At 42.6% G+C, this 18,195-nt stretch carries 20 protein-coding genes; 8 read left to right on the top strand and 12 right to left on the bottom strand.

Going from position 1 to position 18,195, the window contains the following annotated elements; genetic code table 11:
* Window positions 1-2 precede the first annotated feature (2 nt).
* Both wrbA and arsC read right to left on the bottom strand, forming a co-directional pair.
* Window positions 3-599 (bottom strand): NAD(P)H:quinone oxidoreductase, encoded by a 597-nt coding sequence (gene wrbA / locus VQ643_RS09820; protein WP_414199596.1) that lies wholly within the window; start codon window positions 597-599, stop codon window positions 3-5.
* Window positions 596-952 (bottom strand): arsenate reductase (glutaredoxin), encoded by a 357-nt coding sequence (arsC, locus tag VQ643_RS09815; protein ID WP_414199595.1) that lies wholly within the window; start codon window positions 950-952, stop codon window positions 596-598. The genes wrbA and arsC overlap by 4 nt, the downstream gene beginning before the upstream one ends.
* 145 nt (window positions 953-1,097) lie before the next feature.
* Between arsC and VQ643_RS09810 the strand changes: the two genes are divergently transcribed.
* On the top strand, window positions 1,098-1,373 hold the full coding sequence (locus VQ643_RS09810) for a hypothetical protein (protein WP_414199594.1): 276 nt from the start codon (window positions 1,098-1,100) through the stop codon (window positions 1,371-1,373).
* A 24-nt stretch (window positions 1,374-1,397) separates the two neighbouring features.
* On the opposite strand, the gene VQ643_RS09805 is transcribed toward VQ643_RS09810, so the two are convergent.
* From VQ643_RS09805 to VQ643_RS09790, 4 genes are read right to left on the bottom strand one after another with little or no spacing between them, the layout of a single operon-like run.
* A complete protein-coding gene (locus VQ643_RS09805) occupies window positions 1,398-2,381 on the bottom strand; it encodes a sulfate/molybdate ABC transporter ATP-binding protein (protein WP_414199593.1) in 984 nt (327 codons plus the stop codon).
* A 3-nt stretch (window positions 2,382-2,384) separates the two neighbouring features.
* A complete protein-coding gene (gene cysW / locus VQ643_RS09800; RefSeq protein WP_414199592.1) occupies window positions 2,385-3,227 on the bottom strand; it encodes a sulfate ABC transporter permease subunit CysW in 843 nt (280 codons plus the stop codon).
* Window positions 3,228-3,238: 11 nt separating this feature from the next.
* A complete protein-coding gene (cysT, locus tag VQ643_RS09795; protein WP_414199591.1) occupies window positions 3,239-4,078 on the bottom strand; it encodes a sulfate ABC transporter permease subunit CysT in 840 nt (279 codons plus the stop codon).
* A 14-nt stretch (window positions 4,079-4,092) separates the two neighbouring features.
* Complete coding sequence (locus tag VQ643_RS09790) at window positions 4,093-5,085, bottom strand: sulfate ABC transporter substrate-binding protein (RefSeq protein WP_414199590.1); 993 nt, start codon at window positions 5,083-5,085, stop codon at window positions 4,093-4,095.
* 314 nt (window positions 5,086-5,399) lie between these two features.
* On the opposite strand from VQ643_RS09790, the gene VQ643_RS09785 reads away from it, so the two are divergent.
* Window positions 5,400-5,978, top strand: a complete 579-nt coding sequence (locus VQ643_RS09785; protein WP_414199589.1) for an RBBP9/YdeN family alpha/beta hydrolase — start codon at window positions 5,400-5,402, stop codon at window positions 5,976-5,978.
* Between the two features lie 28 nt (window positions 5,979-6,006).
* Here VQ643_RS09785 and VQ643_RS09780 read toward each other — a convergent pair whose 3' ends face one another.
* Window positions 6,007-7,182: a benzoate/H(+) symporter BenE family transporter gene (locus tag VQ643_RS09780; RefSeq protein WP_414199588.1), complete on the bottom strand. Its 1,176-nt coding sequence runs from the start codon at window positions 7,180-7,182 to the stop codon at window positions 6,007-6,009.
* Window positions 7,183-7,277: 95 nt separating this feature from the next.
* Here VQ643_RS09780 and VQ643_RS09775 point away from each other — a divergent pair, with 95 nt between their 5' ends.
* A complete protein-coding gene (locus VQ643_RS09775) occupies window positions 7,278-7,859 on the top strand; it encodes a helix-turn-helix domain-containing protein (RefSeq protein ID WP_414199586.1) in 582 nt (193 codons plus the stop codon).
* Between the two features lie 28 nt (window positions 7,860-7,887).
* Here the strand turns inward: VQ643_RS09775 and VQ643_RS09770 are convergent, their stop codons facing one another.
* Together VQ643_RS09770 and VQ643_RS09765 are read right to left on the bottom strand one after the other, a co-directional pair.
* Complete coding sequence (locus tag VQ643_RS09770; RefSeq protein WP_414199585.1) at window positions 7,888-8,880, bottom strand: sulfate ABC transporter substrate-binding protein; 993 nt, start codon at window positions 8,878-8,880, stop codon at window positions 7,888-7,890.
* Window positions 8,881-9,650: 770 nt separating this feature from the next.
* A complete protein-coding gene (locus tag VQ643_RS09765) occupies window positions 9,651-11,303 on the bottom strand; it encodes an electron transfer flavoprotein-ubiquinone oxidoreductase (RefSeq protein ID WP_414199584.1) in 1,653 nt (550 codons plus the stop codon).
* Between the two features lie 454 nt (window positions 11,304-11,757).
* On the opposite strand from VQ643_RS09765, the gene VQ643_RS09760 reads away from it, so the two are divergent.
* Complete coding sequence (locus VQ643_RS09760) at window positions 11,758-12,507, top strand: electron transfer flavoprotein subunit beta/FixA family protein (protein WP_414199583.1); 750 nt, start codon at window positions 11,758-11,760, stop codon at window positions 12,505-12,507.
* The gene (locus VQ643_RS09755; protein ID WP_414199582.1) at window positions 12,507-13,436 is read left to right on the top strand and encodes an electron transfer flavoprotein subunit alpha/FixB family protein; all 930 of its coding nucleotides are present in this window, start codon (window positions 12,507-12,509) and stop codon (window positions 13,434-13,436) included. Before VQ643_RS09760 ends, VQ643_RS09755 begins: the two co-directional genes overlap by 1 nt.
* A gap of 65 nt (window positions 13,437-13,501) precedes the next feature.
* On the opposite strand, the gene htpX is transcribed toward VQ643_RS09755, so the two are convergent.
* The 3 genes from htpX to VQ643_RS09740 all read right to left on the bottom strand — a co-directional run bounded on the left by htpX (window position 13,502) and on the right by VQ643_RS09740 (window position 16,128).
* Window positions 13,502-14,365: a protease HtpX gene (gene htpX, locus VQ643_RS09750; protein ID WP_414199581.1), complete on the bottom strand. Its 864-nt coding sequence runs from the start codon at window positions 14,363-14,365 to the stop codon at window positions 13,502-13,504.
* 110 nt (window positions 14,366-14,475) lie between these two features.
* Window positions 14,476-14,907, bottom strand: a complete 432-nt coding sequence (locus VQ643_RS09745) for a hypothetical protein (protein ID WP_414199580.1) — start codon at window positions 14,905-14,907, stop codon at window positions 14,476-14,478.
* A gap of 9 nt (window positions 14,908-14,916) precedes the next feature.
* The gene (locus VQ643_RS09740; RefSeq protein ID WP_414199578.1) at window positions 14,917-16,128 is read right to left on the bottom strand and encodes a pyridoxal phosphate-dependent aminotransferase; all 1,212 of its coding nucleotides are present in this window, start codon (window positions 16,126-16,128) and stop codon (window positions 14,917-14,919) included.
* A 177-nt stretch (window positions 16,129-16,305) separates the two neighbouring features.
* Between VQ643_RS09740 and msrB the strand changes: the two genes are divergently transcribed.
* Genes msrB through VQ643_RS09725 form a run of 3 tightly spaced genes read left to right on the top strand, consistent with a single transcriptional unit; the run spans window position 16,306 to window position 18,056 of the window.
* On the top strand, window positions 16,306-16,701 hold the full coding sequence (msrB, locus tag VQ643_RS09735) for a peptide-methionine (R)-S-oxide reductase MsrB (RefSeq protein WP_414199576.1): 396 nt from the start codon (window positions 16,306-16,308) through the stop codon (window positions 16,699-16,701).
* A gap of 11 nt (window positions 16,702-16,712) precedes the next feature.
* Window positions 16,713-17,600 carry an ATP-binding protein gene (locus VQ643_RS09730; RefSeq protein WP_414199575.1) on the top strand — a complete coding sequence of 296 codons (888 nt, stop codon included), beginning with the start codon at window positions 16,713-16,715 and terminating at the stop codon, window positions 17,598-17,600.
* Window positions 17,601-17,648: 48 nt separating this feature from the next.
* Window positions 17,649-18,056, top strand: coding sequence for a PA2817 family protein (locus tag VQ643_RS09725; protein ID WP_414199574.1), 408 nt, complete (start codon window positions 17,649-17,651; stop codon window positions 18,054-18,056).
* The last annotated feature ends 139 nt before the right edge of the window (window positions 18,057-18,195 follow it).

The raw sequence follows: 18,195 nt of genomic DNA, 5'->3' as shown, positions 1-18,195 counted from the left end.
TGTTAAGACTCCAGTTTTTGAGCGATAAGAGCTAAACGTTTACCTAGTGCATGGCATAGAGCTAGCTCGTTTTGGTCAACTGGGCGTTTGCCATCACTACCGGCATAATGGCTAGGTCCATAAGGTGTGCCACCGCTTTGTGTGCTTCCTAACTCAGGTTCACTATAAGGTAAGCCACAAATTAGCATACCTTGGTGCATTAATGGAATCATCATGCTGAGCAGTGTACTTTCTTGCCCGCCATGCAAAGAGCCCGTTGAGGTGAACACGCCAGCTGGCTTACCCACTAGCTCACCTGTTAACCATAGATTTAAGCTGCCATCTAAAAAATATTTCATGGCGGCAGCCATGTTGCCAAAGCGTGTAGGGCTACCTAGCGCTAGCCCAGCACAGTGTTTTAAATCATCATAGGTGGCATAAATAGCACCTTCGGCAGGAATCTCAGGAGCAACGGCTTCGCAGTCCGTAGAAACACTAGGTACTGTGCGAATACGCGCTTCCATACCTGTTTGCTCTACACCACGGGCGATATGTTTGGCCATTTCCGCTGTAGCACCGTTACGGCTGTAGTACAGCACTAAAATATAAGGGGCTGTCATGGCAAGATTTCCAATAGATTTTCAGTCGGGCGACCAATTACAGCTTTATCGCCAACCACTAAAATAGGGCGCTCAATCAAACGTGGATGTTTGTGCATTGCTGTAATAAGTTGCGCTTCAGTTAGTTGGGTATTGGCTAAGCCAAGTGTGGTGAATTCATCTTCTTTGTTGCGTAATAAATCACGAGCCTTCATGCCTAGCTTTTGTAAAAGGGCGCTGATTTCTTGCTCGCTTGGTGGCGTTTCTAAGTAATACACCACATTGGCTTGAAGTTGGCGTTCTTCTAGTAGTGCTAATGCTGCGCGTGACTTGCTGCAACGGTTGTTATGGTAGAGCGTAATTGAGTTAGTCATAACAAGGCCTTCAGAAAAGATTAATAGCATTCTAGCAGCTAAATTAAGAGTTATCTGGGTTAATCCTATGACTTGTTTTTTTGCGACACAATTTGACGCTATGCAAAATTAAGGTAAGGCTACTCAATTAATAAAGGTGGTAGCGATGCATATTATCTTCGGCCTACTTATGATATTTTTTGTTCTAGGTGTAGTAGCCAGCATTCTGCATAAAATGGCAGATTCAACCGTACTTAAAACCTATATTGGATGGTTGATGGTGAGCGGTTTAATTGCGTTGATTGGTGTGCTAGTTAAGTTTATGTGGAGTGGTCTGGGTAAGCTCTTAATGGCTGGTGCTGGTAATCTAATTATTATTATTGGAATTATTGGCTGTACTCATTTGATGAGCTTTGTGTTTCGTAATGTGCTTAGTGACTAGGGCGCGAAAAGCGCCCTAGTTCGTTTACAAGCCTTGGATTATTTGTTTGGGTTTAAAAAATAAAGCAGTACCGCGTTGTAAACCTTGTAGGTTCTCATCGTCACGGGTTACTTCAGCCTCAATAGGTTCTTGTTGGCCTTCAACTTTTAGTGTCACTCTGGTAATGGCCCCTAGCGGGCGTATATCACGCACTGTTCCTTGGATAAAATCAGTCTGCGCTGAGCGTGATAAAAGCACTTCATGTGGGCGAAATTGCACTTCTTGGGCATTGTCCGTTTTTAACAAGTTGGAATCACCTAAAAAGTGGTAAACAAATTCACTGGCTGGGTTTTCATAGACTTCAGCAGGTGTGCCAATTTGCTCAATTACGCCTTTATTCATCACCACAATGCGATCAGCTACTTCCATCGCTTCCTCTTGGTCATGGGTGACAAAAACAGAAGTTAGATTAATATCCTCATGGAGCTGGGCTAACCAGCGGCGTAATTCTTTACGTACTTTTGCATCTAAAGCGCCAAAGGGTTCGTCCAGTAGTAGGATTTGTGGCTCCACAGCAAGTGCCCGGGCTAACGCAATGCGCTGGCGTTGTCCACCTGAAAGTTGTTCTGGGTAGCGATCAGCTAGCCAGTCAAGTTGCACCATGCGTAGCAGCTCCATCACCTTATCTTGAATCTGGGATTTTGACGGACGTTGCTTGCTCGGTTTCATACGTAAGCCAAAAGCTACGTTATCAAATACGCTCATATGGCGAAACAAGGCGTAGTGTTGAAATACAAAACCTACATTGCGCTTGCGCACATCACGTTTAGAAACATCATCACCATGAAATAAAATAGAACCGCTATCAGGTGTTTCTAGGCCAGCAATAATACGGAGTAAGGTGGTTTTTCCGCAGCCTGAAGGGCCTAGCAAAGCCACTAGCTCACCTGCTTTTATATCTAAATTAATATCTTTCAGCGCAGTAAATGAGCCGAACTGTTTGTTAACGTTGCGAACTTCGATACTCATAACTTATTTCTCTTTGCTTGTTTGCTGATGACTAAGACGCGACTCACTCCAGATTTTTAAAGCTAATACGCACAGAGCAAGCAGCAACAGCATTCCTGCTACACCAAAGGCAGCAACTTGTTGGTATTCATCGTAAAGCGCTTGCAGGTAAAGCGGCAGGCTAATAGAGCCTCGAATATTGCCGACTACAACAGACACAGCGCCAAATTCGCCCAAAGCACGAGCGGTACATAACACTACACCATACATTAAACCCCATTTAATATTAGGCAGTGTTACATGCCAGAACATTTGCCAGCCGCTGGCGCCTAATAAGCGGGCTGCTTCTTCCTCTTGTGTGCCTTGTTCTTGCATTAAAGGAATAAGCTCTCGCGCGACAAAGGGTACAGTGACAAATAAAGTGGCTAAGATAATGGCAGGCATGGCAAAAATAATTTGAATGTCATGCTCCATTAGCCATTCACCAAAAAAGCCTTGCGCGCCAAATAGTAAAATAAAGACTAAGCCGGCAACTACAGGAGAAATGGAAAAAGGCAAATCAATAAAGGTGACCAGTAGGCTTTTACCCCAAAATTCATATTTGCTCACACACCATGCAGCAGCTACTCCGAAAATTACATTTAATGGCACAGAAATAACGACTGCAATGAGTGTGATCTTTAGTGCCGAAATAGACTCTTCATCAGTAATAGTGCTCCAGAAGTAGCTAAAGCCTTCGCGTAATGCTTCGCTTACTACAACATAGAGAGGTAGTACTAAGACGCTTAAAAAAATTAACCAAGCAAGGGCAATCAGTAAGTAGCGTCCTAAGGCTCGAGAGGTTAGCAGTTTAGTGAATGATGACATGCTCAAACTCCTTAGCGCTTGGCAACATAGCGTTGGATCAGGTTAATAATGAGCAACATGATAAAAGACAGTACTAGCATCATTACACCGATAGCTGTTGCAGCGGCATAGTCAAATTGATCAAGCTTGGCCATGATTAAAAAAGGTAAAACTTGGGTTTCTTTAGGGATGTTGCCTGAAATAAAAATAATCGAGCCATATTCGCCTAAGCCGCGGGCAAAAGCTAATGAGAAACCTGTTAGCCATGCAGGTAATAGCGCGGGTAAGAGCACATGGCGAAAAACTTGCAATGGGTTGGCACCTAAACAACTGGCTGCTTCTTCTAATTCTCTTGGAATATCTTCAAGTACAGGTTGAATAGTACGTACCACAAAAGGCAAAGTAACAAATACTAAAGCTAAACTGATACCTAATGGCGTAAAGGCAATTTGAAGCTCAAAAAATTGGCCAATAATGCCATCTGCGGCAAAGAGTTTGCCTACTAAACCATTAGGCGCGTAAAGCGCAGTTAAGGCAATGCCTGCTACCGCTGTTGGTAAAGCAAAAGGCAGATCTATCATGGCGTCAATAATGCGTCGGCCAGGGAAACGGTAACGTACTAAAACCCAAGCTAAAACTGTCCCAATCACGCCATTTAATAGGGCTGCTACTAGAGCAGTTACTAAACTAAGCTTAAGTGCTATTAAAACAGAATCGTGGCTAACAATTTGCCAAAACTCAGTCCAAGTTAATTGAGCCGCATAAATAAACATGCCGGCTAATGGAATAAACACCAGCAAACTCAAATACAGCATGGTGTAACCTAAGGTGAGGTTAAACCCTGGAATGACGGGAGAGGGACGAAGTGACATGCGCCTTGCTATCCTTATTTATTGTATAACTGGTCGAATACACCGCCATCGTTAAAGAAACGCGGCTGTGCTTGTTTCCAACCACCAAATACTTGGTCAATAGTAACTAGCTTTAATGCAGGAAATTGCGTACTAAATTCGTTGGCAATGCTTTGGTTGCGTGGGCGATAGTAGTTTTTCGCCGCAATACGTTGGCCTTCTTCGCTATACAGGTATTCAAGGTAAGCTTGCGCCACTTCACGTGTACCTTTGCGATCGACCACCTTGTCAATCAAAGCTACTGGAGGCTCAGCTAAAATAGAAAGCGAAGGAACGACGATATCGTAATTGCTTGCCCCTTGTTCTTTTAGTACTAAGAACGCTTCATTTTCCCAAGCAATTAAAACATCACCTAGTTTATTTTGGGCAAAACTGTTTGTAGCGCCACGAGCGCCGCTATCTAGCACTAGTACGTTTTTATAGAGTTGTTGTACAAACTCAAAGGCTTTTTCATCATTGTTATTATTGTGTTCAAGGGCATAAGCCCAAGCCGCTAGAAAATTCCAGCGAGCACCGCCTGAGGTTTTAGGGTTAGGTGTAATCACTTTAATATCAGAGCGAACCAAATCATCCCAATCTTTGATATTTTTTGGATTATCTTTACGTACTAAAAATACGATAGTAGAGGTATAGGGTGTGCTTGCATCAGGTAACCGAGTTTGCCAATCACTAGGCAATAACTTGGCTATCTCGGCGATTTGATCAATATCTCCAGCTAATGCCAAGGTCACTATGTCTGCACGTAAGCCATCGATCACTGTACGTGCTTGCTTTCCTGAACCACCATGGGATTGCTGAATACGTAAGCTTTCGTGACCTTGAGCTTCCCAGTGCTTTTTAAAGGCTTGGTTAAACTCATTATAAAGCTCTCGGGTTGGGTCATAAGACACATTTAAAATAGATTGCGCCCAAGCTTGAGAGGTAAAAAGCAGAGCGGTTGTGAGTGTTAATGCGAATAACTTTTTCATTTTTGTAGATCCTTAACGAGTGAAATGGGTATCGAACATCCACCAGTTAAGATCACATTCGAGGTGCTATTAGGGGGTAGTAACTGTGTTTGCGTGCAGTGCAAAGCATGTTGCCTCCTGATAGCAAATAAAAAATAGATGCCAATAGTACGGTTTTGTTGTTATTTCTAAAAATACTGTTTTGGTATTTTGATATAACCATTTTTATATTACAAAATAGAATAAATCTATTTTTTATTATTCTTTTAAGTTTGGTTTGCCCTATGCCATATTTTACCTTATCGAACATCCACTGCTTTTTTAAGGTAAATGTGATGACAGCAAAGGATTATCAATACCTAATAGTGCCAGGTTGGAATGGTTCACCTGAGAATCACTGGCAAAGTTTTTGGCAGGTACAGCTTAATGCGCGGCGCGTAGAGCAGCAGAATTGGAGTTTACCTGAAGTAAGCGCATGGCTGTCGCAGCTTGAATATATGATTGCAAGCAGTACAGCCCCAGTTATTTTAATTGCGCATAGTTTAGGCTGTATAACGGTTGCGCATTGGGCTATGCAAGCCAGTCGCTTTTTGCGTAGTAAAATACAGGGCGCTTTATTAGTGGCGCCGGCTGATGTGGAGCGGGCTAATTGCCCAGAGGCCTTACAAGGTTTTGCTCCTATTTCATTACAGGCTTTGCCATTTCCTAGCATTGTCGTAGGGTCATTAAATGACCCAGCAGCAAGTGCTGAGCGTGCCGCTCAATTAGCACAGGCATGGCGCAGTGAATATGTGCAGCTTGGTGAAGTAGGCCATATTAATGTGGCGTCAGGGCATCATCAGTGGCAAGAAGGCTTTCATTATTTACAGCATTTAATTGATATGGCCGATAAGCGTTTTGCTAGTATAGCTTAAACGTTAGAAACCGTTTTAGAGATTAATCTTAGTGGCGAGCTCGTTGTAAAATCATGTAGGTGATTACGCCTGCTATTAGCCCCCAAAATGCAGAGCCAATGCTAAATAAGCTGGCTCCAGAAGCCGTAACTAAAAAAGTAACTAAGGCGGCATCACGTTTGCTTTCTTCAATTAATGCACGTTGTAGGCTATTTGCTAAAGTACCTAGTAAAGCTAAACCAGCTAAAATATGAATAAGTGAGCTGGGTAAAATGCTAAATAACATGCCAATAGAACCGCCAAAAATCCCCGCTAAGAGATAGAAAAAACCAGCGCAGACAGCACCTATATAGCGCTTATCAGGATCAGGGTGAACATCTTTGCCCATACAAATGGCTGCAGTGATAGCTGCAATGCCTATGCTAAATCCTCCCCAAGGGGTGAATAATAAAGTGGCTAATGCAATATATGTAATGAGTGAAGAAATTTTTGGCTTATAACCTGCTGCTTGTAAAATAGCGATTCCAGGTGTGTTTTGTGATGCCATAGTGACAATAAAAAATGGAAGCCCTACACCCAGTAGAGATGACAAGCTAAAGTGCGGGCTAATAAATTCGGGAATAGCGAAAGTAGTGCCTTGTACTGCCTCATGTAAGCTACCCTGTAATAGGCAGGTTATTAGTCCTATTATCAGCATTAACATGATGGCGTAGCGTGCGATATAACGCTTAGCTAATAAGTAGCTAAGAAACATAATGATAAATAGATAGGTATCCTCCTGTAAGGCTACAAAGGCATCTAAACCAAAACGCAGTAGAATACCCGCTAACATAGCCGAGGCTATGGCTTGTGGAATATGCGTTATTAGGCGCTCAAATATTCCAGTTATGCCGCACAGCAGCATAAGTCCAGAGGCGAAAATAAAAACTCCAATAGCCTCATTTATAGAAACCCCAGTAAGACTGGTAACTAATAAGGCTGCACCAGGGGTAGACCAAGCTGTTAATACAGGGATTCGATAGTAAAGTGATAGCCCAATTGAGGTTATACCCATGGCAATGCCAAGCATGCTTAACCAGCCACCCATCTGAGATGCAGGTAAGCCAGCAACTGTTAGAGCCTGTACTACAATGGCAGCAGAGCTAGTGTAACCAACCAATACAGCAACGAAGCCTGCAATTACAGCGGAAAAAGTTAAATGGCGAAAGAAGGCGGATAATTGCATAATAACCTTTCATATGTGCGTTATAGCGTACGAACTAAAGCCTAGCATTGTGCGTTATAACGCACAATAAGACGATAGCGTCAGTGAGGTTGTTTATGCAGACAGTGTCTGAATTCCTTGCACTGAGATTAAAAAAATTACGTACTGAACGAGGCTGGAGCCTAACTCAAGCTGCGCAAGCTACAGGTGTAAGCAAAGCAATGCTTGGGCAGATTGAACGAGGTGAATCTAGCCCAACCGTTTCTACGTTATGGAAGATTGCAACAGGTTTTAATGTTGCTTTTTCATCTTTTATCACGGTTATAGCCCCAACAACTGGTTTGGTTCCCGTTAAAACAGTACCTGTTTTCGATTCGAGTAATGCACAGATGGTGGTGACGCCATTATTTGCTTTTGAGCAAGACTTAGGTTTTGAAATGTTTCGAATAGAATTGGCTGCTGGCGCAGAAAGTTATTCTGATGCACATGAAACAGCGGTTATTGAGCATATTATTATTTTAGAAGGCCAGCTTAAGCTGGAGATTGCTGGGCAGAGTTATCAACTATCAACTGGAGATGGAATGCGTTTTGCAGCAGATCAACCACATGCGTATAAAAATAACAGTGCAAATAGTTGCGTCATGCATAATTTAATTCATTATCCTGTTGCTCATAAAAAAGCCGAATCAAATATGTAGTTGACTCGGCTTTGAGTATCAATAGAAATTAATTGTTATATAGCTGGTCGAAAATACCACCATCATTAAAATGTGTTTTTTGAATTTGCGCCCAAGGACCGAAGGTTTTTTCTACATCCGTAAATTCAACCTGAGGGAAACGATCAGCAAACTCTTTTAAGATTTCCTGATTACGTGGGCGTAAGTAGTTATTAGCGGCAATACGCTGTGCTTCGTCAGACCATAGGTACTTTAAGTAAGCTTCCGCTACATCACGGGTACCCTTACGATCGACTACTTTATCTACTATGGTTACAGGCGGCTCCGCCTGTGCACTGACGCTAGGGTAAACCACTTCAAAGCCTCCGCGTCCAAACTCACGAGCAATCATTTCTGCTTCATTTTCAAAAGTAATTAGCACATCGCCAATATGGTTTTGCATAAATGTACTGGTAGCTGCGCGTCCACCTGTATTAAGCACTGGTACATGCTGGAATAAGTCTTTCACAAAGGCTTGTGCCTGTTCGTCAGTTGCACCATTTTTTAAACTATATGCCCATGCAGAAAGGTAGGTATAACGGCCATTACCAGAGGTTTTAGGATTAGGTACTATGACTTTAACGCCGTCACCTACAAGATCATTCCAATCTTTAATATTTTTAGGATTTCCTTTGCGCACAATAAATACAGTAGCTGAAGTAAAAGGTGCGCTATTGTCTGCCAAGCGAGTTGACCAGTCTTCAGGGATCAACTTGCCATTGTCATAGAGCGCATTAATATCCGTTGCCATGTTCATAGTAATCACATCGGCAGGCAGACCATCAATCACACTACGGGCTTGTTTACTGGAGCCGCCATGGGACATTTGAATTTGCACAGGCTTATTACCTTGCTCTTTCCAGTGTTTTTGAAAGGCAGGGTTGTATTCTTTATAAAAATCACGCATTACATCATAAGAAACATTGGTGATTTGTGCCGCTTGGGCAATAGAGGCAATGCCAAAGCTAAGTAGAAGAAGAGAGTTTTTTAGCAAAGCTTTCATTGGAAGTCGCCTATTTTAATAAAATATGGGTGACTATAGGTAAATCTAGTTATGTAGTAAAAGAATTAAAAATAATTTACTTATACTATTTTGTTGGTTTTCACTGTGACTTCATTTTTTGTCAAGCCTGTGAATGTAGGAACTAAACAGTACTATGCTAATAAAAATAGCCAGCGCCATTCGATGATAAAAGGCAGTTTGCTCGTTAAATGCAGGTAATACTCCGTTGGAATCTAGGCTGTTGTAGGTGTTTTTCATGACATGCAATGTCTGTTGTGGGTCATCTGCCAAACGGTAGCTCAGTGTATCAACAAATACATGGCTTTCATCAATTACAAACTAGCTGATGTGTTCAATGAAAAAATTAGGAAATTTATTGAATGGATCACAGAGCGGTTCAACGCCTAAGCAAGTAATACGTACCTTTGCGTGGTTAAGGTCAAATGTAGGTACATACTCACTAGGTCCAGCATTGTGCTTACTTTAGTTAGCGTATTTAAAAGTGACGGCTAGGTTGTTGGCTTCCTGCTTTTTTAAATTGACAGGAAAGTAAGCAGACAAACCATAGTTAGTATAGATATTTATAGTGGCAAAAGCAGTGATAGCTAGTGCAATGGCAGCTATGATGGCAAAACGTGGTATAGGTATTAACACTATCCAAAAAAGTAGTCTGATTATTTTATAGGTAAATGTACAGATTGATACGAATCAAGCACGCAATTGTGCCTAATTGTTATAAAAAAGCCGAACACTAGGTTCGGCTTTTAGCTTTACATATTTGGATAGCTAGGGCCACCACCACCTTCTGGCGTAGTCCAAGTGATATTTTGCGCAGGATCTTTAATATCACAGGTTTTACAGTGTACGCAGTTTTCAGCGTTAATTTGGAAGCGTTTTTCACCTTCGTCATTCGTTACTACTTCATATACGCCAGCAGGACAGTAGCGCTGTGCTGGCTCGTCATAAAGAGGTAGGTTTTGCGCTAATGGAATTGACGCATCCGTTAGTTTTAGGTGGCAAGGTTGGTTCGCTTCATGATGTGTACTTGATAAGAACACTGAGCTAAGTTTGTCAAAACTGAGTTTGCCATCTGGTTTAGGGTAAGTGATTTTTGGTGCTTCACTGGCTTTTTTCAAGGTGGAGTAATCTGGTACATTGTCATGCAAGGTAAATGGCATTTTACCGCCAAAAATATTTTGGTCGATAAAGTTGAAAGCGCCACCAAAGAAAGTACCAAATTTATGCATGGCTGGGCCAAAGTTGCGATCACGATACAACTCGTCATATAACCAACTGGCTTTAAAATCTTCAACGTAACCTGTTAGTTCATCGCCGCCTTCGCTACCTGCCAGCAATACTTTGGCTGCTGCGTCAGCGGCCAACATGCCAGACTTCATTGCAGTATGGTTGCCTTTGATTTTTGAAAAGTTCAAGGTACCAAGGTCGCAACCAATTAACGCACCGCCAGGGAAAACCATTTTGGGTAGTGAATTGAATCCACCTTTGCATAGTGCACGTGCGCCATAAGCTACACGAGTACCACCTTCAAGGTATTTGCGAATTTCAGCTTGGTGTTTAAAGTGCTGAAACTCATCAAATGGCGATAAATGTGGATTGCTGTATGAGAGGTCAACAATTAACCCTACAACAACTTGGTTGTCTTCTAAGTGATAAAGGAACGAGCCGCCATTGGTATCACTTGGCAAAGGCCAGCCTGCACCATGAATGACTAAACCTGCTTCATGTTTGTTAGGGTCAATCGTCCATAGCTCTTTTATGCCAATACCGTAATGCTGCACATCGCTGTCACGGTCAAGCTCAAATTTTTTCAGTAGCTGTTTGCCTAAATGGCCACGACAACCTTCAGCAAATAGAGTGTACTTACCGCGTAACTCCATGCCGGGTACATAGTCAGCTTTTTGATTGCCTTCTTTGTCTACGCCCATTTCGCCAGTAATAATGCCACGCACAACATTATTTTCGTCGTAGAGTACTTCAGCTGCAGTAAAGCCTGGATAAATTTCAACACCAAGGTTTTCAGCTTGTTGTGCTAGCCAGCGGCAAAGATTACCAGCTGAAATAATATAATTACCTTCGTTGTGCATGGTTTTAGGCACAAAGAGATTAGGTAGCTTGATGGCTTTTTCTTGTGATTTATAAAGATAAATCTCATCGCGCTTAACGGCAGTATTTAAAGGGGCTTCTAACTCTTTCCAATTGGGGAAAAGTTCATTGAGTGCACGAGGCTCAAAAACGGCGCCAGAAAGAATGTGGGCACCGACTTCGGAACCTTTCTCGACAACGCACACGCTGATTTCTTGACCAGCTTCATTGGCTTTTTGTTTCAGGCGGCAAGCAGCTGATAATCCTGCAGGGCCAGCGCCAACAATGACGACGTCGAATTCCATGTATTCGCGTTCCACAAGCATTCTCCTAAGTCAGGCTTTATTTATTGTTAGAAATTACACAATAGCAAAGAAATAGTCATACCAAGCACATTATATCTATGCTGATTTTAGGTTCAATACAAACGTTTGTTTGAATTTATTTATAACCACGATAAGCTACATTGTTATAGTCGCTTAAACGCCTATTTTACCTGAACTGGAGCAACTAAACAGCGTTTAAAGTGTGAAAATACGACTTTGATAGGGTTTCAATTCAACTATAGATGCGTGTGAAATTAGTCTAATGTGCGATTGTTAGGTCCCCTAAAGTTGGTTCTCACATGAAAACTGCTATCAATTCTATTGACCATATAAGGTGGTTACTTCAAGATAGCAAATGTGCTGAGTTCTGGGTTTGGCTGTCGTAGCTTTCAACCAAGGGGGCTGGACTTGGCGAAATTCTTTATTCACCGGAGATAACGAGGAATCCATGAAGGTTCTTGTAGCTGTCAAACGAGTGGTAGATTACAACGTAAAAGTACGTGTTAAAGCGGACAATAGCGACGTTGATCTAACCAACGTAAAGATGTCAATGAATCCTTTCTGTGAAATCGGCGTAGAAGAAGCCGTTCGCTTGAAAGAGAAAGGCGTAGCGACTGAAATCGTCGCGGTCTCCGTAGGCCCAGCCACTGCGCAAGAGCAATTACGCACTGCGCTAGCGCTCGGTGCTGATCGCGCAATCTTAGTTGAATCCAATGACGCGCTAAACTCTTTAGCTATTGCTAAATTGTTAAAAGCGGTAGTCGATAAGGAACAGCCTCAGTTAGTACTATTGGGCAAGCAAGCCATTGATAGTGATAACAATCAAACGGGTCAAATGCTGGCAGCATTGACAGGTTACCCACAAGGCACCTTTGCTTCTAAAGTAGAAGTAGCAGGTGATAAAGTGAACGTAACCCGTGAAGTTGATGGTGGTTTAGAAACAGTAGCATTAACTATGCCTGCTATTGTAACAACTGACCTTCGTTTAAATGAGCCACGCTATGCCTCTTTGCCGAATATTATGAAGGCAAAGAAAAAGCCTTTGGAGACTTTAACTCCAGACGCGTTAGGTGTAGCAACTACCTCTACTGTTAAAACACTTAAAGTGGAAGCGCCTGCAGCGCGTCAAGCAGGTGTTAAAGTAGCTGATGTGGCGAGCTTGGTTGAGAAACTTAAAAACGAGGCGAAAGTAATCTAATGACTATTTTAGTTCTTGCAGATCACTCTAATGCTGCGCTAGGTGCATCAACCCTAAACACAATTGCTGCTGCTCAGAAAATAGGTGGCGATATTGATGTGCTAGTTGCAGGTGCAAATTGTTCGGCTGCTGCTGAAGCTGCTGCTAAAGCTGCTGGTGTGCGTAAAGTACTAGTCGCAGATAATGCGGCATTAGAGCATCAACTTCCTGAAAATTTAGCGCCTGTTATTGCAGAGCTAGGTAAAAGCTACAGCCATATTTTGGCTCCAGCTACAACTACAGGCAAAAACGTATTGCCTCGCGTTGCAGCACTACTTGATGTTGACCAGATCTCTGAAATCATTGCAGTAGAAAGTGCTGATACCTTTAAGCGACCTATTTATGCTGGTAATGCCATTGCAACAGTGCAGTCAACTGCAGCTGTCAAAGTTATTACTGTGCGCTCAACTGGATTTGATCCTGTTGCAGCAGAAGGTGGCTCAGCGGTAGTAGAATCTGTTGCTGCCGGTAGTGATGCAGGCATTTCTGCTTTTGTTAGCCAAGAGCTAGCAACTTCAGATCGCCCTGAATTAACCTCAGCCAAAATTGTGGTGTCTGGTGGTCGCGGTATGCAAAATGGCGATAACTTCCAGCTACTTTACAAACTAGCTGACAAATTAGGTGCGGCTGTAGGTGCTTCACGTGCCGCAGTGGATGCTGGTTTTGTACCAAATGATATGCAAGTGGGGCAAACAGGTAAAATTGTTGCACCACAGTTGTATGTCGCTGTAGGTATTTCTGGCGCCATTCAGCACCTTGCCGGTATGAAGGACTCTAAAGTTATTGTTGCTATCAACAAAGACGAAGATGCTCCCATTTTCCAAGTGGCAGACTACGGTTTAGTAGCTGACTTATTTGATGCTGTTCCAGCGCTAACTGATGCTGTTTAATTAGTATTGGCGCATTAAAAAGCCGAGCTATTTAGCTCGGCTTTTTTGTTTTTGTTTAATGGTTTTTAAAGTTTACGTAGTGCTTCAATACGCTCTTCTAAAGGTGGGTGACTCATGAATAGTTTACTCATTGCTTGACCTGTATTAATGCCAAAAGCAGTCAGTGTTTTAGGCATTTCGTGTGGAACTTCTGCTTCGCGCTGTAAGCGTTGTAAGGCAGCAATCATTGACTGTTTATCGGCTAAGGTGGCGCCTGCATAATCTGCGCGGTATTCACGCCAGCGTGAAAACCACATAACAATAATGCTAGCTAAAATGCCAAATAGAATTTCAGCGACCATCACTGTTATCAGATAGGCAGGGCCACGACCTTCTTCATTTTTTAAGACAACGCGGTCAACTAGATCACCCACAATACGGGCAAAGAACATAACAAAGGTGTTAACTACGCCTTGAATAAGGCTCATAGTTACCATATCTCCATTAGCAACATGGCCAATTTCATGGGCAAGGACAGCTCGAATCTCGTCAGGTGAAAAGCGTTCAAGCATACCTTGGCTAACAGCAACTAAAGCATCGTTGCGGTTCCAACCTGTAGCAAAGGCGTTAGCCTCATAGGCAGGAAAAATACCCACTTGAGGCATGCCAATACCTGCTTTTTCAGCCAGTTCAGCAACTGTATTAATTAACCATTGCTCGTGACGTGTTTGGGGTTCTGTAATGAGTTGTGTGCCTGTTGATTTTTGTGCCATCCATTTAGAAATAAATAGAGATATAAAAGATCCAACAAAACCAAACACACCGCAAAATAAAAGTAAACTACCGTAGTTTGCGCCTGTAAAGCGATCAACACCAAGTAGCCTTAAAATAATGCCTGCCACTAGCAAAACTGCCATGTTGGTAAGGATAAATAAACCCATCCGCAGCATTACAAATCTCCGCTGTAGTAATAAAGTTAAATAAGATATAAGGATGTATGCAGCGCATAGCAAGGCTGCACATATTGCAAACTGTTTCGTTTTTAAGGTGGTTCTTTAACTTAGTCACCCGTTAGTAGTAGTCTCGGAAAGAGTTCGGCAAGACGTTCACTATCTTGGTTTTGAATGGCCTCACGCAGCTGATTTATTAAATTACCTTTTACTCGGGCAATGCTATGTGGCAGCTGGGTAATTTGTGCCGATAGGTCACTGGTTAGCGCATTTAATTTAGTGAAGGCTTTGGCGGTTAAGCAGGCTTGGTCTAAAGCGGTAAAGCTAATTAGGCTTTCATAACGAATGAAGCCTTCGTCAGCCAACCAAAGTAGAGTGCTTAGGCATTGTTGATGACGTAACTGAGGTAGTCCCACTTCATCAGGCTCGTGATAGCCAATGATGTCGTCAATATAAAGGGCTACTTTGCGCGGAAAGGCCTGATACAAAATGTTCAGGCCGATAGCCGCATCACGATAAAAGTCGTCGATGTGTAGATCCATGTACTCGTCTTATTGGCGATAAGTGCTTACGAATTTACCAATGCGTGTAATAGCTTGCTCAAGATCATCAACTCGCGGCAGTGTTACAACACGGAAGTGATCAGGCCAAGGCCAGTTAAAGGCGGTGCCTTGCACGATTAGCAGTTTTTCAGAAAGTAGTAAGTCTAACGCAAATTTCTCATCATTGTGTATAGGACAAACTTTTGGATCAATACGAGGGAAGGCGTATAGCGCGCCCATGGGTTTAACGCAACTAATACCTGGTATGCTATTTAGTAGCTCATAGGTTCGGTTGCGTTGTTCTAGCAGGCGTCCTCCAGGAAGAATAAGATCATTAATACTTTGATAACCACCTAAAGCCGTTTGAATGGCATTTTGGGCTGGCACGTTAGCGCATAAACGCATATTGGCTAGAATATCTAAGCCTTCAATATAGCTTTTAGCTAAATGCTTAGGTCCTGTAATCACAAACCAGCCGGAGCGAAAGCCAGCAATGCGATAAGCTTTGGATAATCCATTAAAGGTTAAGCACAATACATCAGGCGCTAAAGAAGCAATGCAAGTGTGTTGTGCTTCGTCATATAAAATTTTGTCATAGATTTCATCAGAGAAAATAATCAAGTTATTTTCACGTGCAACCTGTGCAATATCTTCCAATAACTCTTTGGAGTAAACAGCGCCAGTTGGGTTGTTTGGGTTGATCAGCAAGATGGCTTTAGTACGAGGTGTTACTTTGGCGCGAATATCTGCAATATCAGGGAACCATCCTGCTTTTTCATCGCACAAATAATGTACTGGTGTACCGCCAGATAGTGCGGTGGCTGCTGTCCATAGGGGGTAGTCAGGCGCTGGGATTAAAACTTCATCACCGTTGTTAAGCAGCGCTTGCAATACCATGACAATAAGCTCAGACACACCATTGCCTAGGTAGACATCTTCAATGCCTACACCTAGAACATTTTTTTGTTGGTAATGCTGCATTACGGCTTTACGTGCGCTAAATAACCCTTTTGAATCACTATAGCCTTGTGCTGTAGGTAGCGTACGGATAACGTCTTGCAGTATTTCATCTGGCGCTTCAAAACCAAAGGGTGCAGGGTTGCCGATGTTCAGTTTTAGGATACGGTGCCCTTCGTCTTCTAGACGTTTAGCATGCTTTAGCACAGGTCCGCGGATGTCATAGCAGACGTTAGCTAGTTTGTTGGATTTGCTGAACTGCATGATGTTGTGTATCCCGATTAATGAGGCACAGGGTCGCTGTGCAATGCAAATAAATCAGTCTAGGCGTGCGAATGAAGTCATGTCAGACTGTGATAGTTAAAAATCCTATCATACGACTGTAAATGTGGTTATGAAAGGTGCAGATGCAATTCTTTTCCAGCTTTAAAGGAAAATCTCGTGAAAAAGGTCAAAAAAACATTAGATTCTTGGCGTAAAAAGCTTTCTGACGAGCAATTTAGGGTCTGTCGTTTAGGGGAAACTGAACCGCCGTTCACAGGAGAGTTTCTACAGCCTTATATAAAAGGCGTATTTAAGTGTGTATGTTGTGGCAATGCCTTATTTGCTTCTGAGCAACAATTTGATGCAGGTTGTGGTTGGCCAAGTTATTGGCAGGCGATTAATGAAAAAGCGGTGTGGGAGCGGGATGACTTTAGCTATGGTATGCAGCGTATAGAAGTGCTTTGTAGTGGCTGTGATGCACATTTAGGGCACGTTTTTCCTGATGGTCCTCAGCCTACGGGCTTACGTTATTGTATTAACTCAGTCTGTCTTGAGTTTGAACCTTCAAAATAAAAGAGATAATCATGCAAGAGCAAGTAACAGAATTTTTAACTTATGCACGTTCTATATTGGAACGAGTAGAGTTTCTTTTGCCACAAACTAATATGCAAATTGATTGGCAGGAAACTTTGGCAGCACGTTGGTTGCGTCAGGGTAATAATGGTTTCTTAATACCTTTGCAGGTGAGTTTGGATGTTAATCTGGCTGATTTGAAAGGAATGGAGCGTCAGCGTGAGCTATTAGAGAAAAACACTCAGCAATTAATAGCTGGGTATCCTGCTAACCATGCTTTGCTGTGGGGCGCGCGTGGCACAGGGAAGTCTTCTTTAGTACGTGCTATTCTTGCACAGCAAGCCAAATCAGGTCTGCGCTTAATTGAAGTGGAGCGCGATAACTTGGCCGACTTACCCCGTATTGTTGAGTCTTTAGGTAAGTTGCCACAAAAATTTATTGTCTTTTGTGATGATCTGTCTTTTGATGCAGGCGATGACTTTAGAATTTTAAAAAGTGTTTTAGATGGCTCTTTGGAGAAAGCACCTGATAATGTGCTGTTATATGCTACGTCTAACCGCCGGCATTTAGTGTCAGAACGTGAAAGTGACAATGCTAGCTGGCAGCAAGTAGATGGTGAAATTCATCCTAGTGAAGCAGCTGAAGATAAAATTGCGCTTTCAGATCGTTTTGGGCTATGGCTGTCGTTTTATCCTTTTTCTCAGGATCAATACTTATCTGTGGTTGAGCATTGGATTGATCATTGGGCGCAAGCTTCGCAGTTGACTTGGGAAATGGATGAGACACTAACTAAAGAGGCAGTACGTTGGGCAACACAGCGTGGAAATCGTAATGGACGTTGTGCGCAGCAATTTGCTAAATACTGGGTGGGTCGCCAGTTATTGGCGCAAGACCTGTAACAATCAGCCCTTTTGTTTCCAAGGGCGCTATTGAACAAAGAGAATTTTATGAGCAATTCGTATTTGCTATTGCAACTTGATTTATTAAAACATGTGCGTTCAATTTTACAAGCAATGGCTGATCAAGAAGTGGTCCCAGAAGGGAACCATGAGGCCTTTCTTGAGCGTTTTGATGATGTTTATAATGCAGTAGAGCAGGGCAGTGATGATCTATATTTAGGGCAAGAGGTGATGTGCCAAATCTTTATGCGTTATCCGCAAATTGCACCTATGATCCCTCGTGATTTGCTTTGGTTTTTTGGTGGTGATTGCTTGCACTATATGCCTGATCATGAAATTGCACTTTTTCAGCAGCTTGAAGAGCAGCGCTATGAAGCTATGCAGGAAAATAAACCATTTGATTGGGCTATGGAGTCACAACGTTTATTTATGCCGACAGAGCGCGCAACTCATTAATTTTTTTAAAAAATAGTTGACGTGTGCTGAATATATACATAGAATGCGCGCCACTTCCAGCAAACACTAAGCTGAAAGTACAGAAACTGTTATAAGTTTCTAGGCTGCGTCCCCTTCGTCTAGTGGCCTAGGACACCGC

It is taken from the genome of Pseudomonas sp. F1_0610, assembly GCF_047470865.1.
Taxonomy (GTDB): domain Bacteria; phylum Pseudomonadota; class Gammaproteobacteria; order Pseudomonadales; family Pseudomonadaceae; genus JAZDRH01.
The sequence above is the reverse complement of the archived record's forward strand: the minus strand, read 5'-3'. Positions and strand labels throughout refer to the sequence as shown.

What these genes read in the sequence shown, in the direction of transcription:
- wrbA (WP_414199596.1), bottom strand. Translation starts at nt 599, where the DNA reads ATGACAGCCCCTTATATTTTAGTGCTGTACTACAGCCGTAACGGTGCT.
- arsC (WP_414199595.1), bottom strand. Translation starts at nt 952, where the DNA reads ATGACTAACTCAATTACGCTCTACCATAACAACCGTTGCAGCAAGTCA.
- VQ643_RS09810 (WP_414199594.1), top strand. Translation starts at nt 1,098, where the DNA reads ATGCATATTATCTTCGGCCTACTTATGATATTTTTTGTTCTAGGTGTA.
- VQ643_RS09805 (WP_414199593.1), bottom strand. Translation starts at nt 2,381, where the DNA reads ATGAGTATCGAAGTTCGCAACGTTAACAAACAGTTCGGCTCATTTACT.
- cysW (WP_414199592.1), bottom strand. Translation starts at nt 3,227, where the DNA reads ATGTCATCATTCACTAAACTGCTAACCTCTCGAGCCTTAGGACGCTAC.
- cysT (WP_414199591.1), bottom strand. Translation starts at nt 4,078, where the DNA reads ATGTCACTTCGTCCCTCTCCCGTCATTCCAGGGTTTAACCTCACCTTA.
- VQ643_RS09790 (WP_414199590.1), bottom strand. Translation starts at nt 5,085, where the DNA reads ATGAAAAAGTTATTCGCATTAACACTCACAACCGCTCTGCTTTTTACC.
- VQ643_RS09785 (WP_414199589.1), top strand. Translation starts at nt 5,400, where the DNA reads ATGACAGCAAAGGATTATCAATACCTAATAGTGCCAGGTTGGAATGGT.
- VQ643_RS09780 (WP_414199588.1), bottom strand. Translation starts at nt 7,182, where the DNA reads ATGCAATTATCCGCCTTCTTTCGCCATTTAACTTTTTCCGCTGTAATT.
- VQ643_RS09775 (WP_414199586.1), top strand. Translation starts at nt 7,278, where the DNA reads ATGCAGACAGTGTCTGAATTCCTTGCACTGAGATTAAAAAAATTACGT.
- VQ643_RS09770 (WP_414199585.1), bottom strand. Translation starts at nt 8,880, where the DNA reads ATGAAAGCTTTGCTAAAAAACTCTCTTCTTCTACTTAGCTTTGGCATT.
- VQ643_RS09760 (WP_414199583.1), top strand. Translation starts at nt 11,758, where the DNA reads ATGAAGGTTCTTGTAGCTGTCAAACGAGTGGTAGATTACAACGTAAAA.
- VQ643_RS09755 (WP_414199582.1), top strand. Translation starts at nt 12,507, where the DNA reads ATGACTATTTTAGTTCTTGCAGATCACTCTAATGCTGCGCTAGGTGCA.
- htpX (WP_414199581.1), bottom strand. Translation starts at nt 14,365, where the DNA reads ATGCTGCGGATGGGTTTATTTATCCTTACCAACATGGCAGTTTTGCTA.
- VQ643_RS09745 (WP_414199580.1), bottom strand. Translation starts at nt 14,907, where the DNA reads ATGGATCTACACATCGACGACTTTTATCGTGATGCGGCTATCGGCCTG.
- VQ643_RS09740 (WP_414199578.1), bottom strand. Translation starts at nt 16,128, where the DNA reads ATGCAGTTCAGCAAATCCAACAAACTAGCTAACGTCTGCTATGACATC.
- VQ643_RS09730 (WP_414199575.1), top strand. Translation starts at nt 16,713, where the DNA reads ATGCAAGAGCAAGTAACAGAATTTTTAACTTATGCACGTTCTATATTG.
- VQ643_RS09725 (WP_414199574.1), top strand. Translation starts at nt 17,649, where the DNA reads ATGAGCAATTCGTATTTGCTATTGCAACTTGATTTATTAAAACATGTG.